Origin of the sequence: Pseudomonas sp. TH07 (genome assembly GCF_016651285.1) — a bacterium.
Lineage (GTDB): Bacteria > Pseudomonadota > Gammaproteobacteria > Pseudomonadales > Pseudomonadaceae > Aquipseudomonas.
Map to the genome: position 1 here is coordinate 4065281 of NZ_JAEKED010000001.1, position 16072 is coordinate 4081352.

19 protein-coding genes and 1 pseudogene are annotated in these 16072 nt (G+C 65.4%); 11 read left to right on the top strand and 9 right to left on the bottom strand.

The genetic code is table 11. The features are described 5' to 3' along the window. Positions 1–27: 27 nt before the first annotated feature. Both JFU57_RS18985 and JFU57_RS18990 read left to right on the top strand, forming a co-directional pair. On the top strand, positions 28–420 hold the full coding sequence (locus JFU57_RS18985; RefSeq protein WP_201130400.1) for a hypothetical protein: 393 nt from the start codon (positions 28–30) through the stop codon (positions 418–420). A gap of 79 nt (positions 421–499) precedes the next feature. Continuing rightward, complete coding sequence (locus JFU57_RS18990) at positions 500–1240, top strand: alpha/beta hydrolase (RefSeq protein ID WP_201130402.1); 741 nt, start codon at positions 500–502, stop codon at positions 1238–1240. A gap of 102 nt (positions 1241–1342) precedes the next feature. Here JFU57_RS18990 and JFU57_RS18995 read toward each other — a convergent pair whose 3' ends face one another. Beyond that, positions 1343–1918 (bottom strand): hypothetical protein, encoded by a 576-nt coding sequence (locus tag JFU57_RS18995; RefSeq protein ID WP_078473678.1) that lies wholly within the window; start codon positions 1916–1918, stop codon positions 1343–1345. Positions 1919–2234: 316 nt separating this feature from the next. Here JFU57_RS18995 and JFU57_RS19000 point away from each other — a divergent pair, with 316 nt between their 5' ends. From JFU57_RS19000 to JFU57_RS19010, 3 genes are read left to right on the top strand one after another with little or no spacing between them, the layout of a single operon-like run. Then, positions 2235–2378 carry a hypothetical protein gene (locus tag JFU57_RS19000; protein ID WP_161955776.1) on the top strand — a complete coding sequence of 48 codons (144 nt, stop codon included), beginning with the start codon at positions 2235–2237 and terminating at the stop codon, positions 2376–2378. Beyond that, positions 2375–2944 carry a chalcone isomerase family protein gene (locus JFU57_RS19005; protein WP_242487589.1) on the top strand — a complete coding sequence of 190 codons (570 nt, stop codon included), beginning with the start codon at positions 2375–2377 and terminating at the stop codon, positions 2942–2944. Before JFU57_RS19000 ends, JFU57_RS19005 begins: the two co-directional genes overlap by 4 nt. A 19-nt stretch (positions 2945–2963) precedes the next feature. After that, the gene (locus JFU57_RS19010; RefSeq protein WP_201132149.1) at positions 2964–3503 is read left to right on the top strand and encodes a DUF3833 domain-containing protein; all 540 of its coding nucleotides are present in this window, start codon (positions 2964–2966) and stop codon (positions 3501–3503) included. On the opposite strand, the gene JFU57_RS19015 is transcribed toward JFU57_RS19010, so the two are convergent. After that, entirely contained in the window at positions 3494–3931 is a 438-nt protein-coding gene (locus JFU57_RS19015; protein WP_201130404.1) for a thiol-disulfide oxidoreductase DCC family protein, read from the bottom strand. The genes JFU57_RS19010 and JFU57_RS19015 overlap by 10 nt on opposite strands. Before the next feature lie 125 nt (positions 3932–4056). Here JFU57_RS19015 and JFU57_RS19020 point away from each other — a divergent pair, with 125 nt between their 5' ends. Further along, entirely contained in the window at positions 4057–5376 is a 1320-nt protein-coding gene (locus JFU57_RS19020) for an Nramp family divalent metal transporter (protein WP_201130406.1), read from the top strand. Between the two features lie 509 nt (positions 5377–5885). Here JFU57_RS19020 and JFU57_RS19025 read toward each other — a convergent pair. Next, complete coding sequence (locus JFU57_RS19025) at positions 5886–6818, bottom strand: LysR family transcriptional regulator (RefSeq protein ID WP_201130408.1); 933 nt, start codon at positions 6816–6818, stop codon at positions 5886–5888. A 115-nt stretch (positions 6819–6933) separates the two neighbouring features. Between JFU57_RS19025 and JFU57_RS19030 the strand changes: the two genes are divergently transcribed. Both JFU57_RS19030 and JFU57_RS19035 read left to right on the top strand, forming a co-directional pair. After that, positions 6934–7443 (top strand): DMT family transporter, encoded by a 510-nt coding sequence (locus JFU57_RS19030; protein ID WP_078473673.1) that lies wholly within the window; start codon positions 6934–6936, stop codon positions 7441–7443. Between the two features lie 2 nt (positions 7444–7445). Next, entirely contained in the window at positions 7446–7898 is a 453-nt protein-coding gene (locus tag JFU57_RS19035) for a DMT family transporter (protein WP_201130409.1), read from the top strand. A 12-nt stretch (positions 7899–7910) separates the two neighbouring features. On the opposite strand, the gene JFU57_RS19040 is transcribed toward JFU57_RS19035, so the two are convergent. The 4 genes and pseudogenes from JFU57_RS19040 to glcD form a co-directional block, all read right to left on the bottom strand. Beyond that, positions 7911–8312, bottom strand: coding sequence for a heme-binding protein (locus tag JFU57_RS19040; protein WP_201130410.1), 402 nt, complete (start codon positions 8310–8312; stop codon positions 7911–7913). Further along, a complete protein-coding gene (glcF, locus tag JFU57_RS19045) occupies positions 8309–9556 on the bottom strand; it encodes a glycolate oxidase subunit GlcF (RefSeq protein ID WP_201130411.1) in 1248 nt (415 codons plus the stop codon). Before glcF ends, JFU57_RS19040 begins: the two co-directional genes overlap by 4 nt. Positions 9557–9559: 3 nt before the next feature. After that, positions 9560–10623: pseudogene (gene glcE, locus JFU57_RS19050) on the bottom strand (glycolate oxidase subunit GlcE). Next, positions 10623–12122: a glycolate oxidase subunit GlcD gene (gene glcD / locus JFU57_RS19055; protein ID WP_078473668.1), complete on the bottom strand. Its 1500-nt coding sequence runs from the start codon at positions 12120–12122 to the stop codon at positions 10623–10625. Before glcD ends, glcE begins: the two are co-directional and overlap by 1 nt. 233 nt (positions 12123–12355) lie before the next feature. Between glcD and glcC the strand changes: the two genes are divergently transcribed. Then, entirely contained in the window at positions 12356–13123 is a 768-nt protein-coding gene (glcC, locus tag JFU57_RS19060) for a transcriptional regulator GlcC (protein ID WP_201130412.1), read from the top strand. Here glcC and JFU57_RS19065 read toward each other — a convergent pair whose 3' ends face one another. After that, complete coding sequence (locus tag JFU57_RS19065; protein ID WP_078473666.1) at positions 13124–14317, bottom strand: MFS transporter; 1194 nt, start codon at positions 14315–14317, stop codon at positions 13124–13126. A 174-nt stretch (positions 14318–14491) separates the two neighbouring features. On the opposite strand from JFU57_RS19065, the gene JFU57_RS19070 reads away from it, so the two are divergent. Beyond that, the gene (locus JFU57_RS19070) at positions 14492–14665 is read left to right on the top strand and encodes a metallothionein (RefSeq protein WP_078473665.1); all 174 of its coding nucleotides are present in this window, start codon (positions 14492–14494) and stop codon (positions 14663–14665) included. Between the two features lie 92 nt (positions 14666–14757). Here the strand turns inward: JFU57_RS19070 and JFU57_RS19075 are convergent, their stop codons facing one another. Then, a complete protein-coding gene (locus JFU57_RS19075) occupies positions 14758–14985 on the bottom strand; it encodes a DUF6555 family protein (RefSeq protein WP_020294514.1) in 228 nt (75 codons plus the stop codon). A gap of 225 nt (positions 14986–15210) precedes the next feature. Between JFU57_RS19075 and JFU57_RS19080 the strand changes: the two genes are divergently transcribed. Next, entirely contained in the window at positions 15211–15996 is a 786-nt protein-coding gene (locus JFU57_RS19080; protein WP_078473664.1) for an AraC family transcriptional regulator, read from the top strand. Positions 15997–16072: the final 76 nt, after the last annotated feature.

Sequence of the window (16072 nt, forward strand, 5' to 3'; positions counted from 1 at the left end):
CCGATCTCTTTGAAGGCGAATGGCTCCATGCACCGATGTTCTCTGCTGATTCGCCTGCTGTTCGCCTTGTGCTTGTTGGCGGCGACCGCCAATCACCTGCGGGCCGTGCTTGATCACGGCTGGCTCTGGGATTACGGCTATGGCCCCCAGACCTTGCTGGCCAGCCGGGTGTTCTGGGGCGCGTTGACCGTGCTTGATCCGCTGGCGGCGCTGCTGCTGTGGTTCAGGCCGCGCTGGGGCCTGCTCCTGACCCTGGCGATCATTGCCTGTGACGTGCTGCACAACAGTTTCTACGTCGCCGCCCATGGGCAATGGACACAAACCTTTTACCTGTCCCAGCTGGGCTTTTTACTGGCGGTGCTGGTGCTGTCACCCCTGGCCTGGCGCGGAGTGCGCAACCCGCTGAGGCCGGTCGGCTGAATCTCATCGCTGTTTGTCGGTCCGATCTTCAGTCACCCGCCTTGTGGCTACCCGCCGCGCCGTGAAAGGAAAACGCCTCATGTCCAAGACCTCGCTGCTCAAGTGCTGGCTGGTGCCGTTGCTGCTGGCCTGCGCCTCAGCCCAGGCTCAGTCCGGCTCGCCCACGCTGCACAGTGACCTGCCGTTGCAGTACCTGGAGCAGGCCGGCGCCGATACCCGCAACCAGCCGCTGGTGATTTTCCTGCATGGCTACGGCAGCAACGAGGAGGACCTGTTCGGGCTCAAAGAGCAGCTGCCGGCCGGCTACACCTACCTCTCGGTACGGGCACCCCAGGTGCTGGAGGAGGGCAGTTATCAGTGGTTCCACAAGAAGGGCGACGGGGCCTATGACGGCGTGACCGAGGAACTGGCCAGCAGCGCCCAGGTGCTCGAGGCCTTTGTGGCCAAGGCTGCGGCCAAGTATCAGACCCCGCCTGACAAGGTGTTCTTACTGGGCTTCAGCCAGGGCGCGATCATGTCCTATGAAGTCGGCTTGCGGCACCCGCAGGCGGTGCGTGGGATTGCGGCACTGAGCGGCAGTGTGCTGCCGGTGCTGAGGTCGCAGCTCAAGCCCGACCCGGGGTTGAAGCACCTGGCGATTTTCATCGGCCATGGCACTGCCGATCAGCGCCTGCCCTACAGCGATGGCTCAGAGGCCAACAGCCTGCTGCAGGGCCTGGGCCTGGCGCCGGAATTTCATGCCTACCCGGGCCTGGGGCACAGCATCAGCGAGAGTGAAGTCCACGACCTCAAGGACTGGTTGCAGCGGCTCAACCCCTGAGAACCTGTTCACGACCTGCTGCGCCTAGCTCAGGGGCGTTAACAATGCCTGAGCGTCGCTGGCTGGTTCGTGAACAGGTTCCGGGACCGCTGCCAGGCCTGCTCAGCGGCCGAGGATCTGTTTCATCAGGGCCTCGTGACCGGCCTTGTCGCTGATCCGCGACACCACCTGGATTACCGCGATACGCCCGCCGGAAGCGGCCAGCAGGGTCGAGTTCAGGGTCTTGCCGCCGCCCATGGTGGCGCTGCTGTCGATCTGGCGTACGCCCAGGCCCTTGATGGTCAGGCTCTTTTCACTTTGCTTGGTGAAATCCGGCAGGGCCGCTGCCTGTTGCTTGAGAAACCCCGCCACGGCTGCGTCGAGGAACGGGGCGTCGTTGTCCTTGGCCTGTTGCCCATTGGGGATGGTGTTTTCCGCAGCGATCACCGCAGTCTTGGTGTCGTTGTTGGAGTACAGGGTGCCGGTCGCCCCGGCGGTGCCGTTGGCCGCGCTGCCGGCGGGCAGCACCGTGGCCGTGAAGCCTTTGGGCAGGCTGAAGGCAAGTTTGCCGCCCAGCATCGAGACCTTTTGCGCTGTGGCGCCAGCGGCACTTGGCTGGGCCGCATAGACGCTCGCCGCGCCCAGGCCGAGCAAGGCTACCAGGGCCAGGCCCAGGGCTTTTTTACCGAACAATGACATGCAGATTCTCCAGAGTGATCGCGTCAGGCGCGCATCATCCCACGGGCCCCGAGCGACACTCCAGCGGGTTATGGCGGTTCGGATAAAAGGCGCCGGCGAGCAGGGCAGCCCCTGGCCAATCATTGCACCGCGTGTGCATCCATTCTTCGACCTGATCCGTATGTACAACCATGGGCAGGTCGGCTTGTTCGTTTTGTATAGGTTTTTTCGGATTTTGATTGGTTTTTGCGTCAATATCCGCTAAATAGTTATACATTCTTAATTGTGTTGTATAGGTATTGAGAGTGGCGGCCCTGCGAATGGGATCCACCGCTCCATGGTTAGTGGACCCGAGGTCAAGTCCGGGCAGCGCCAGGGCTGGGCCAGTCAAGCAATCGGCTACCTCGGGTCCACCTTTGTTCAGCCGGGCCAGGCACTCAAGCAGATTGAGGCGGGCTCCTATCAGGACGTGCTGCCATGAATTCGCTTGTGCCCGAGCCTGGAGGAAGCTGCAAGCGTCGCGGCGGATCCGCCTGGCGGCCCTGGTTGTGGCTGCTGCTGGTGCTCAGTGCCACGGCGGCGGCCGGCTGGCAGCAGACGCTGCCCGGTGCCCGGGTGGTGGGTAGCGGCGAGTTCAGCTGGTTTGGTTTCAAACTCTACAACGCCCGGCTCTGGAGCCCGGTCACGCCGCTGGCAGCGGACACCCCGTTCGCCCTGGAGCTGACCTATCGCCGCAGCATCAGCCGCGACGATCTGGTGAAGGCCAGCCTCGATGAGATCAAGCGCCTGTCCGGTTCTGCGGTCAGTGCCGAGCAATTGAGCCGTTGGCAGGCGCAGATGCAGCAGTCGTTTGTCGATGTGCAGGCCGGCACCGTCATCACCGGGGTGTTTCTGCCGGGGCAGGGCGCGCAGTTTTTTGTCGACCAGCAACTGCGGCATGAGGTCAGGGACCCGGCGTTTGCCCGGGCCTTTTTTGATATCTGGCTGGACCCGCGTACGCGCAACCCCGAATTGCGCCGGCAGTTGCTGGGCCAGGCAAAACCCTGAACGGCCGAGGGCCATGAGCATGTGGAAAACCTGGATTCTGTTGTTGGGCCTGGGCGCCGGCCTCGCCGGTTGCGGCGGTATTGATGTCACTCACTACCGCGAACAGACGCCGCCCCTGGAACTGCGCCAGTTCTTCAGCGGACGGGTCGAGGCCTGGGGGCTGTTTCAGAAGCGCTCGGGGGAGGTGATCAAGCGCTTCCATGTCGTGATCGACAGCCACAGCGAGGGCGACACCTTTGTCATGCACGAAGACTTCACCTACAGCGACGGCACCCGCCAGACCCGGATCTGGACCCTGCACCCGGACGGCCCGGGTATCTGGCGCGGCACCGCGGGCGATGTGGTCGGCGAAGCCCTGGGCGAGGTGTCCGGCAATACCTTGCGCTGGCGCTATGTGCTGAACCTGCCGGTGGACGGCAAGACCTATCAGGTGCACTTCGACGACTGGATGTACCTGCTGGATGAAAACACCCTGGCCAACCGCTCCTACATGACCAAGTTCGGGGTCGAACTGGGGCAGGTCACGTTGTTCTTCCGCCGCCAGCCGGGTCAGTCCTGATGGTTGAGAAAGCGTCCGCGGTGCTCGGCGCTGGGCAGCAGGCACTGGTCGTAACGGCCGAACAGCCGATAGCGGTTGCGGGCGATCCGGTCGTAACCCCAGTCGCGCAGCGGTCGCGGCACCAGGCGCAATACCCTGAGCCAGGACCAGGGCCGCGGCAGGTGGCGCATCAGCTGGATAAAGGCCCCGGAGCGGGTATACAACTGCTGGTCGTCGATCAAGGCCACGGTGTCGAAACGCTCGGTGGGCAGGCCGAACCAGGCGAGCAGGGCCTGGCCCTCCACCGATTGCACCGAGGCCAGTTTGATCCGGCGCCGGGTGTCGTGGCGGATGACGAAGCCGACCGAGGCATTGCACAACTTGCACACACCGTCGAACAGCAGCACCCGGTCACCGGGTTGTAAAAAAGGCGGGGAGCTGGAGTTCATGCCAATCCTTGGGTGCCAGGGTTGAGGTGCCAGCAGCATACGCGCCTGGGCCTCGGTTTTCAGGCTTGGGCGTGGCGGCGCAAACGTCTAAGCTGGGCCATTGTTTCATGTTGCTGGATGTGTCCGTGAAATTGACCTTGCCGAAAATCGCTACCGCTCCCTTCTGTCCACCGGAAGTGGCGGGCAGCATCAGCGTTGACCCCACTGCCTCGTTGTTCAAGCGTGTCCTGCGTTTCGCCGGCCCCGGACTGCTGATTTCCATTGGCTACATGGACCCCGGCAACTGGGCCACGGCCATCGAGGCCGGCTCGCGCTATGGCTACAGCCTGTTGTTCGTGGTGCTGCTGGCGAGCCTGGCGGGGATGGTCGTGCAATGCCTGTGTTCGCGCCTGGGCATCGCCACCGGGCGCGACCTGGCGCAACTCTGTCGCCAGCGCTACAGCCCCCGCGCGGCGCGCACCCAGTGGCTGCTGGCGGAGATCTCGATCATTGCCACCGACCTGGCCGAAGTGCTGGGCTGCGCCCTGGCGTTCCACCTGTTGCTCGGGGTGTCGCTGAGCACCGGGATCATCATTACCGCCTTCGACACCTTGCTGATCCTGGCCCTGCAGAACCGGGGCTTTCGCCGCCTGGAAGCAATCATGCTGGTGCTGGTGGCAACCATCGGCGTGTGTTTCTTCATTGAGTTGCTGCTGATCAAACCCTACTGGCCGGACGTGGCTCGCGGCTTTGTCCCGTCGCTGGCGGCGGTCAGCGACGCCGCGCCGCTGTACCTGGCGATCGGTATCCTCGGCGCCACGGTGATGCCCCATAACCTGTACCTGCACACTTCGATCGTGCAGACCCGGCTGGTGGGGCACGACCAGGCCAGTCGCGAGGATGCGATCAAGCTGTCGCGCATCGACACCATCGGCTCCCTGGCCCTGGCGCTGCTGGTCAACGCGGCGATCCTGATCCTCGCTGCCGCGGCGTTCCACCAGACCGGGCACACCGAGGTGGTGGAGATTCAGGATGCCTATCACCTGCTTGATCCCCTGGTGGGCGGGGCCCTGGCCAGTGTGCTGTTTGGCGTGGCGTTGCTGGCGTCGGGGCAGAGTTCGACCTTTACCGGGACCATTGCCGGCCAGGTGATTATGGAGGGTTACCTCAATCTGCGTTTGCCGTGCTGGCAGCGGCGTTTGATTACCCGTGGTCTGGCGCTGATCCCGGCGTTTGTTGGGGTTTGGTTGTTGGGGGATGGGGCGGTGGGGCAACTGTTGGTGTTGAGTCAGGTGGTGTTGAGTCTGCAATTGCCGTTTGCGTTGTATCCGTTGATTCGTATGACTAACGATCGGCAGTTGATGGGGGTGTTTGTTAATCGGTGGCCGACTCGGGTTCTCGCTTGGGGGTTGTTTGTTGTGATTAGTGGGGCTAATGCGTGGTTGATCGGGCAGTGGTTGGGTTGAGTGTTCTGTAGTGGGGTTGAGGGTTTTTTTGGGGGGGCTTTGGATGTGGCTCCGGGGTTTCGTACATCTTGTGGCGAGGGAGCTTGCTCCTGCTGGGCCCGCAGCGGCCCCCAAGACCTGGCGCCTTGGTTTTATTGGGGGGCATATCCGTTGCTGCGGGTGTGGCGGGTATGGGTTCCGCTCTTACAGCGGCTCACTTTTGAAAAGCGCAAAAGTAAGCAAAACGCTCTTGCCCCACCACTCGGTGCCTCGCCTAGGCTCGGCATGCCCTCACTCCGGCAGTGATCCGTGGGCCGCCGCGATGGGCCATCCCTGGCCCAGCGCGGCTAACCCGGCGTCCTGCCGGGTTGCCCACGGCTCACTGCCTGCGTTCGGCCAGCGTGGTTTAACGGGGCGCTGCAGATCAACATCAAGAGCAAGACGGCGGCCTTCCGGCCGGCCTGGGTTGGCAACTGCGCGTTCCCGACACACGGCCAGCAAGCGGCTACACCCGACCTCGGCGGCTACGGTTATTGGTCCCAGTAGGGCACGGGGCCGAATTTTTCGACGAAGAAGTCGATCACGGTGCGCACTTTGACTGACAGGCGTCGGCTGCCGGGCCACAGGGCGGCGATTTGTTGGGGTTCGAGGCTGGTGGCTACCTGGTAGTCGCCGAACAGCGGCACTAGCCGTCCTTCGCGCAGGGCTTCGCCGATCAGCCACGATGGAAACAGTACCAACCCCAGCCCTTGCTCGGCGGCCTGGGTCAGGGTATCGGCGTGGTTGCCGGTGATCGCGCCTTTGACGCTGTAGGGCGTCCAGTCCATGTCGTCCTGGCGGAAGAACCAGCGCTGCTGGCCGGTCTCGCCCTTGTAGGCCAGGCACTGGTGCGCCGCCAGTTGCTCGGGGTGGTGCGGCGTGCCGTGTTCGGCGAGGTACGCCGGGCTGGCGGCGATGCGGTAGCGGTGCGGGGCGAAGATCCGTGCCTGCATCCCCGAATCGTTGAGGCTGCCGATGCGAAACAGCAGGTCGGCGCCTTCCTGCAAGGGGTCGACGTAGCTGTCGGTCTGCTGGATATCCAGCTGCAATTTCGGATAACGCCGACACAGTTCCCCCAGCCATGGCGACAGGTGGCGCTGGCCAAACACCACCGGTGCGTTGATCCGCACCAGCCCGCTGGGCTCGCTTTCCTGTTCCTGCAGCGCCTGTTCGGCTTCTTCCCACTGCGCCAGGACCCGCCGCGCGTGGTAGCCCAGCAGGCGTCCGGCCTCGGTGGGGCTGACTGCCCGGGTATGGCGGTAGAGCAACTGCTGGCTCAGGGCCTGTTCCATCAGCTGGATCTGCCGCGAGATCGACGACGGCGCGAGGCCTTCGCGCCGGGCCACCGCGGAAAAGCTGCCGAGGTCGAGCACCGCCACAAACAGGCGCAGTGCCTTGAAACCCAGTTCATTGAAGCCGTGCATGATCGGTCCTTGCCGTGCGTAATACGCAAAGGTGTTGTCGGCATGCTCCCATTTATCGCAAAGGATCGGCAATCGATAATGGGCGCATTCCCTTACTCCTTGACGCAGGTTTCCCATGCAGGCTTCTTCCCTTGATCACGTCGCGGCAGCCCCGACCCCGGCCGTGGCGGCCCCCGTTCCCAACCCCTGGCTGCGCCTGTTGCTGCTGCCGCTGGTGATCCTCGCCGGCATGGGGCTGTCGGTGGAGGCCGGGCTGCTCGGGCCGCTGGGGGTGCAAGTCGGGCACCTGTGGGCGACCTTGAGCATCTTCGGCGTCGGTGCGGCGCTGCTGTTTCTGCTGTTGCTGCTCAGCGGCCGCCAGCAGGGCCCGGCCTTCAGCGAGCTGCCGCGCTGGCAGTTGATCGGCGGCTTTCTGGGGCCGATCTATGTGGTGGTGCTGACCCTGGCCACGCCCCATATCGGCATCGCCATGACCATGATCGCGATCCTCTCCGGCCAGGTCGGCAAGAGCGTGTTGATCGACCATTTCGGCTGGTTCGGCAGTGCCCGCAAGCGGGTCAACGGCGAGCGCTGGCTGGCCCTGGCGCTGATTGTCGCCGCCCTTGTCCTGATTGCCCGAGGTTAAGCATGAACCTGATTCTATTGTTGGTTGTGGTAGTGGCCGCCGGCGCGGTGTTGAGTGTGCAGGCGGCGATCAATGGGCGCCTGGGAGAGACGGTCGGGGTCCTGCGCAGCAGCCTGCTGACCTTTGCCGTGGGCACGGTGGTGACGGCGCTGCTGATTGTGTTTTTCGAGCCGGCGCACGCCGTGAGTCTGCTTGATGTGCCCAAGTGGCAACTGGCCGGCGCGCTGTTCGGTGTGGTGTACATGATGGTCATGGTCGGCGCGGTGCCCCGGGTTGGCACGGCGGTGGCCACGGTGGCGGTGATCGTCGGGCAACTGGGCATGGGCATGCTGATCGACAACTTCGGCTGGCTCGGCAACCCGGCCATCGAGTTGTCGGGCAGCCGGGTGCTGGCGATGGTCTGCCTGGCCCTGGCGCTGCTGTTCATGTACCGCAGCAGTGCCCGCCAGGCCTGAGCCACGGGGGATTCAGCCGAGGCTTTGGGCGCCGCGGCGGGCAACCTGGGCGTCCTGCTCGGACTTGACCCCCGACACCCCGACGGCGCCGACCACCTGGCCGTCGACGATGATCGGCACTGCGCCTTCGAGGCAGATCAACAGCGGTGCCGAGAGAAACGCCGTGCGCCCGCCGTTGACCATCTCTTCGTAGAGCCGCGATTCGCGGCGACCCAGGGCCGAAGTCCGGGCCTTTTCGGTGGCGATATAGGCACTGGCCGGCGAGGCGCCGTCCAGGCGTTCGAAGGCCAGTGGATGGCCGCCGTCATCGACGATGGCGATGCTCACCGCCCACTGGTTGGCCTGGGCCTCGTCGCGCGCGGCGGCAAGAATCTGGCTGACTTCGGTCTGGCTCAATACGGCTTTGCTGTTCATGGGGTTCTCCGGGGAGCAGGGGGCTGATGGGGCAATGCACCGTCCACCAGTTCGATCCAGTGCCGGACCGGCGTGCGGCCGGCGCCGTCGAGGTGGGTCTGGCAGCCGATATTGGCGGTGACGATGACATCCGGGTGGCCACTTTCCAGGGCGCTGAGTTTATTGTCACGCAGTTGTCGCGCCAACTCGGGCTGGGTCAGTGAATAGGTGCCCGCCGAGCCGCAGCACAGGTGGCTGTCGGGCACCGCCGTGAGGTTGAAGCCCAGGCGCACGAGCACCGCCTCTACCGCGCCGCCGAGTTTCTGCGCGTGCTGCAAGGTGCAGGGGCAGTGGAAGGCCAGGCGCTGCTCGCCGTGGACGCCGAGCTGTTCCAGGGGCTCGTCGCCCAGGAACTGCACCAGGTCGCGGGCCATGGCACTGACACGTTCGGCCTTGGCCGCGTAGCGCGGGTCGTGGGCCAGGAGGTGGGCGTAATCCTTGACGAAGGCGCCGCAGCCGCTGGCGGTCTGGACGATGGCTTCGGCGCCGTTTTCCAGCAGTGGCCACCAGGCGTCGATATTGCGTCGCGCCCGATCCAGGCCTGCTTCCTGGGCATCCAGGTGATAGTCCACAGCGCCGCAGCAGCCGGCCTGGGGCACGGGCCGGATGCCGATGCCCAGGCGGTCCAGGACCCGCGCGGTGGCGGCATTGGTATTGGGCGACAGCCCCGGCTGCACACAGCCTTCCAGCAGCAGCACCTGGCGCGCATGGGCGTTGCCGGGGCGCGCCTCGGCCACCTGGACCCGGCGCGGCAGCTTGCCTTGCAGGGCCTGGGGCAGCAGCGGGCGCAAGCGTTCGCCGCTGTTGACCAGGGCCTTGAACAACTGCGGGTTGGGCACCAGCGCCCTCAGCCCCTGGCGCAGCAGGCGCTGGCCCAGCGGGCGCGGCACCGTGGCGTCCACCAGCGCGCGGCCGATGTCCAGCAGGTTGTGGTAGTCGACCCCGGAGGGGCAGGTGGTTTCACAGTTGCGGCACGACAGGCAGCGGTCCAGGTGCTGCTGGGTCTTGACCGTCGCCGGCTGGCCTTCGAGCACCTGCTTGATCAGGTAGATCCGCCCGCGCGGGCCATCCAGTTCATCCCCCAGCAGCTGATAGGTCGGGCAGGTGGCGTTGCAGAAACCGCAATGCACGCAACTGCGCAGGATGCGTTCGGCCTCTGCGGCGCGGGGCAGTTGCCGCGCCTGGTCGCTCAACGTGGTCTGCATGGTTCAAAGCTCCGCGTACAGTCGGCCCGGGTTGAAGATCCCTTGCGGGTCCAGTTGTGCCTTGAGTTGCCGGTGATAGCGCAGCAGGGTCGGCGCCAGCGGCTGGAACGGGCTGTCGATCAGGCCCGGACGGTAGCAGGTGGCATGCCCGCCGACGGCCTGGACCCGGGCGCGGATCTGTTCGGCACTGGCGTCGGACTTGAGCCAGCGCTGGGCCCCGGCCCAATCGATCAACTGCTCGCCGGGCAGGTCCAGGGGGCCGGTGTTGGTCGGCAGCGACAGGCGCCACAGCGGCAGTGCCTGGGCAAAAAATGCCAGGCGCTGTTCGTTCAGGTCGCTCCAGTAGGCGGACGCCAATGGCTCGCCCCCAGACGCTCGTGGGCCGCCGCCACCGATCCGGCGCCGCCCTCCAGCCGCAGGTGCAGGCGCTGGCCATCGTGGCTGGCGGCACTGATCGGCAGTGGCTGCTGGCCCCATTCGGCGAGCTTGGCCAAGGCCCGGGCGCTGTCCATTTCCAGGGCCAGGCTCAGGCACTGCCGGGGCTTGGGCAGGACCTTCAGCGAGACTTCGGTGAGCAGGCCGAGGCAGCCGAAACTGCCGGCGAGCAAGCGCGAAAGGTCGTAGCCGGCGACGTTTTTCATCACTTCGCCGCCAAAGCGCAGGTGCTTGCCGGTGCCGGTGATGACCCGGGTCCCGAGCACAAAGTCGCGCACCGAGCCCGACCACGGCCGCCGTGGCCCGGACAACCCGGCGGCGACCATGCCGCCGACAGTGGCCTCGGCCCCCAGGCTCGGCGGCTCGCAGGGCAGCATTTGCCCGGCGCGCTCCAGTGCGGCGTGCAGTTGGTGCAGCGGGGTGCCGGCGCGGACGGTGATTACCAGTTCGGTCGGGTCGTAACTGACGATGCCGCGATGGGCGCGGGTGTCGAGCACCTGGCCCTCGGTGGGGCGCCCGAGGCCGGCCTTGCTGTTGCCGCCCTGGATCCGCAGCGGTGTGCGGCGCAGCAGGGCCTGGTTGACCTGTTCCAACAGGCTGGCGCTGGCGTCGACGTTCTGTGGCTCGGTCATCAGAAACGCTCCAGCTCAGGGAAGGGCAGTTGCCCCAGGTGCACATGCATCGCGCCGAATTCGGCGCAGCGATGCAGGGTCGGGATGTTCTTGCCCGGATTGAGCAGGCCGCCGGGGTCGAAGGCGGCCTTGACCGCGTGGAACAGGGTCAACTCGTCGCTGTTGAACTGGGCGCACATCTGGTTGATTTTTTCCCGGCCGACGCCGTGTTCGCCGGTGATGCTGCCGCCGACCTTGACGCACAGTTCGAGGATCTTGCCCCCCAGGGCTTCTGCGCGGTCCAGTTCGCCGGGCTGGTTGGCATCGAACAGAATCAGCGGGTGCATATTGCCGTCGCCGGCATGAAACACGTTGGCCACCCGCAACTGGTACTCGGCGGCCAGCGCGGCAATGCCCTTGAGCACCCCGGGCAGTTCGCGGCGGGGGATGGTGCCGTCCATGCAGTAGTAATCCGGTGACAGCCGGCCCACCGCCGGAAACGCGTTCTTGCGCCCGGCCCAGAAGCGCACGCGTTCGGCTTCGTCCCGGGCCTGGCGCACCTCGGTGGCGCCGGCGCGTTCCAGCACGGCGCGCACCCGCTCGCAGTCGTCGTGCACATCGGCTTCCACACCGTCCAGTTCACACAGCAGAATGGCCTCGGCCTCCACCGGGTAGCCGGCGTGGATAAAGTCTTCGGCGGCGCGCAGCGCCAGGTTGTCCATCATCTCCAGGCCACCGGGGATGATGCCGGCGGCGATGATGTCGGCCACCGCGGCACCGGCCTTTTCCACCGAGTCGAACGCCGCCAGCAGCACCTTGGCGATCTGCGGCTTGGGCAGCAACTTGACCGTGACCTCGGTGATCACCCCGAGCATGCCTTCGGAACCGGTGAACAGCGCCAGCAGGTCGAACCCCGGGGAATCCAGGGCTTCGCTGCCCAGGGTCAGGCGCTCGCCCTCGACTGTGAGCACGTCCACCTGCAACAGGTTGTGCACCGTCAGCCCGTATTTCAGGCAGTGCACGCCACCGGCGTTTTCCGCAACGTTGCCGCCGATGGAGCAGGCGATCTGCGACGACGGGTCGGGCGCGTAATACAGGCCAAAGGGCGCCGCCGCCTGGGAGATTGCCAGGTTGCGCACCCCTGGCTGGACCCGGGCGGTGCGGGCTGCCGGGTCGATGTGCAAGATGGCGTTGAAGCGCGCCATCACCAGCAGCAGGCCTTTTTCCAGGGGCAGGGCGCCGCCGGACAACCCGGTGCCAGCGCCGCGTGCCACCACCGGAACCCGCCATTCATGGCAGATCTGCAACAGGGTCTGCACCTGGTCGAGGTGGCGCGGCAGGGCCACCAGCATCGGCGTAGTACGGTACGCCGAGAGCCCGTCGCACTCATAGGGGCGCAATTCTTCCAGCTGATGCAGCAGCTCCAGGTCCGGCAAGCGCGCTTGCAGGGTCTTGAGCAATGCGGCTTTGTCCACCGTCGGCAGGGCACCGTCGACGCGTTCGTCGTAGAGAATATTCATGGGCGGCTAATGACCCTGAGTTGTTTTTATTAGGGCGCGTTGTCAGCAACGGCTGCCTTGCATCATTGGCCCGGCGGGCTTTACTGTCCATCGGGCGCCAGGGTGGTCGAACCAGTTTGTGCAGCGGTGACTGCTTGCGGGTCGACTTAAAACCACGCATTTCAATGGCTTGAATCGCCCAGTCGGTGGCCGGGGTTTAGCGGTCGCTTCTGGTCATACCAGTTGGAGAGCCCATGAGCGCCAGCCATACCCCGCCACAACCCCATGTCGCAGACGTGGTGTGCCAGCGCATCGAGCGCTTGATCGTCGACGGCGTGCTCAAGACCGGGCAGCGCTTACCCTCGGAGCGACGGCTCACGGAAAAACTCGGCGTCTCGCGCACCGCCTTGCGCGAAGGCCTGCAACTGCTGCGGGCGCGGGGCATAATCGACACCGCCCAGGGCAAGGGCTCGTTCGTCGCGGATTTGTCAGGGCAGGGCCCGGCCTCGCCGTTGATGCACTTGTTCAGCTCCCAGCCGCGGACCCTGTATGACCTGTTCGAGGTGCGCAGCCTGCTGGAAGGCGAGTCGGCGCGCCTGGCGGCATTGCGCGGCACCGAGGCCGATTTTGTGTTGATCGGCCGCGCCTATCAGGCCCTGGTCGACGCCCGCGAGCAGACGCTGGAGGCCTCGGCCCACGCCCGGCTCGATCATGCCTTCCATCTGGCGATCTGCGAGGCCTCCCATAACCCGGTGCTGGTGCAGACCCTGGCTTCATTGACCGATCTGCTGTTGAGCTCGGTGTTCGCCTCGGTCAACAACCTCTACCACCGCGACGTGCAGAAACGCCAGATCGATCGTCAGCATGCGCGGCTCTACAACGCCGTGACCGGCCGCCTGCCCGAACAGGCGCGCAAGGCGGCGGTGGCCCATATCCAGAGCATCTGCGACAACCTGCGGGAAATCGAAAACGAAGAGCAGCGCCTGGTGCGCGCCACCTTGCGCCTGGAGGGCTGGGACTGATCAGCCCCGCTCAGGTCTGGCGCCGCTGCCGAAGCGCCACAGCGCGCCGATGCCGATCAGCGCACTGAGCCCGGCCAGGGCCAGGATCACCCGTTGTGTGCCCCAGGGCGTGGCCAGCAGCGCCACCAGCAAACCGGCCAGGGGTTGGGACAGGTTGTTGAGCAGGGTCAGCACGCCCACGGTCTTGCCGAAATCCCGGGTCGGAATCACTTGCTGGCGCAGGCTGCGGATATAGACATTGAACATTTTGTCGAAGCCGACAATCAGCAAAAAACCCAGCACATAGCCCGACAGCCCCGGGCTCAGGGCGCAGATAAAGGCGCCGCCGCCAATCATCAGGTAGGCCACCAGCCCCAGCACCCGCAATGGCAGGGTGACGCGGGCGAGAAACAGCAGGATGCCGATGGTCACCAGGGCACCGACCGCTTGCAGGCTGGCGTAGTCATCTTTGCTGGCGCTGTACTGGCCGATGACCATGGCCGCCGAGGTGGCCAGGGTCACGCCGATGATCAGGTTGACCCCGACCGCCAGGGTGATGATTTTCTGCAGTTGTGGCTGCTCAGCGATATGCCGGAAAGCGATGCGCAGCGGTTGCAGCCAGATATCCCGGTGTTGATCGAAGCTTTCCAGGGGGGTGCGGTTGTGGCGCTGCCACACTCCCATCCCCAGGTCGGCCAGCAGGAACAGCCCGGCCACCCACAGCACCACCCAGTGCCAGGCGCAGAATTCCAGCAGCAGCGCGGCCACCAGGGGCCCGAGTACCAGGCCGGCCTGATCGGCAATCTGCGAGTAGGACAGGGTCTTGGTGTAGCTGTAATCACTGAAGATGTGCGGCAACAGCACTTCCCGGGCCATCAGGCCCTGGGTGGTCAGCACGCCGCACAGCGCCGAGAGCGCGATCACCCAGCCGATCCCGCCGAAGACCCCGTGCAGCGCCATCGCCAGCACACAGGCCAGGGCCCGGTAGACCTGGCTGATGTGCAGCACCTTGATCGGCGAGTACTTGTCGCAGAGGGCGCCGCACACCGGAAAGGCCAGGTAGCGCGGCAGTGATTCAATGAAAAACGCCAGGCCGGCCCAGGCAGCGCTGCCGGTGGTCTGGAACACGATCAGCGGCACCAGGAACAGCAGAATCTGATCTGCCAGCCGCGAGACAAACAGCGAGCTGAAAAAGGCCAGGTATTCCTTGCGCATGGTGACGTCCTGTCGGGGCGGGCGGTGGGGCGGCTATCTTAGCCGGCGCCGAGCCGCGTTGCTTGAGCTTGAGCAGGCGTCAAGTTCCCGGAACTTGCTTTCACCCCAGGCAGTCACTGTTTCAGGGGCGGAAAAACCCTGCGCCCTGACGACCACTGCCAAAGGAGTCACACCATGAATGATCAGACCTGTGCCTGCCCGAGCTGCAAATGCAAAGTCGGCGCCAATGCCATCGTCCATCAGGGCAAGCACTACTGCTGCGAAGGCTGTGCCGAGCACCATGCCCAGGGCCAGCCCTGTGCATCGACCGAGGGCTGCAAATGTGCCGAGGGTTCCGGGGAGGGCTGACGGCCAATGACAGGCGGAGCCGGGTAGGGCTCCGCTTTCAACGCCTGGCGTGATGAAGGTGAATCTGCTTTATCGGGATCAAGCCTGAGGTTTCAGACTGACGGGCGCCACGTCACGTTTTCGATGCCGAATTTCTCCGCCAGCGGCTTGCTGGTTTTTTTCACCTGCTCCCGACCGAAACGCCCGATCCGGCCGACCCCTGCATCGCAGCTTGCCCAATGCCAGGCTTCGGCGTTGTCCATCTTGTCCAGGCGGATGATGAAAGACTTCGGCGTGCCGTGCAGGGTGTATTCGATGACGAAAAGTTTTGCGTTGTTCATAAAGCCATTAATTCTCCCTGTGATGCTTAAGTGATCCTGCGTGGCGCAAATAATTCACTCCGATTGCCCGGCGGCGGCACCAGCGGTAGAGCCCTTGGCGCCGATTCATTCGAACGGGTTCGTCGCGCAGTGCACAGGGCTCCGTTCGGGGGGATCTGCGGGCGCTGGCGGCGCCCGGAGCGGCTGGTTACCATGGCCACCCCTCGATCAATCACGTGCCTTGTCATGGCCCTTGCCACGCCTCCCGACCTCAGCGATACCGATGTGCCGGTGCAACCCCTGGCGCGCACCTACCCGCGCGGGCTGTTTATCGAGCCGCATCAGCATGTCTGGGGCCAGTTGCTGTACGCCATGAGCGGGGTGATGTGGGTCGAGACGCCCAGCGAGGCGCTGGTGGTGCCGCCCCAGCGCGCGGTGTGGTTGCCACCGGGGGTGCCCCACGGCATTCGCGTGGTCAGCGACCTGCAGATGCGCAATATCTACCTGCGCCCGTCCCTGGCGGCGACGCTGGACAGCCAGGTCCAGGTGTTGCAGGTGGATAACCTGCTGCGCGAGTTGATCGTGCGTCTGGTCGAACAGGATCAGCCGCAGCCGGAGTACTACGAGGCGCTGGTGGGGCTGGCCTTGCTGGAGCTGCGCCGGGCCCGGCGCTCGTTGCTGAAAATCCCCCTGCCGGACGGTGGCGAGCGACGGCTGATGAACCTGTGCCAGGCGGTGATGGCTGCACCGTCCCTGGCCATTTCCTTCGAGCAGCACGCCGATGCGGCCGGGGCCAGCGTGCGCACCCTGGCCCGGCTGTTCAAGGATGGTCTGGGCATGGGCTTTGCGCAGTGGCGCCGCCAGGTGCAACTGGCCACGGCCGCCGCCGAGCTGATCCAGGGCGTGCCGATCGGCAGCATCGCCCGGGAGTTGGGCTATTCCCCCAGCAGCTTCAGCGACATGTTCCGCCGCGAGCTGGGAGTGGCGCCGTCGCAGTACGGCGCGGAGCAGGGCCTGCGCGCAGCGGGCTGACAGCGCCGGGGCAGGGCAAGGGCCCTGGCGATGGCCGTGCGTCGACCCGGTGTCGCGCCTCATCTTGGCCGAAATT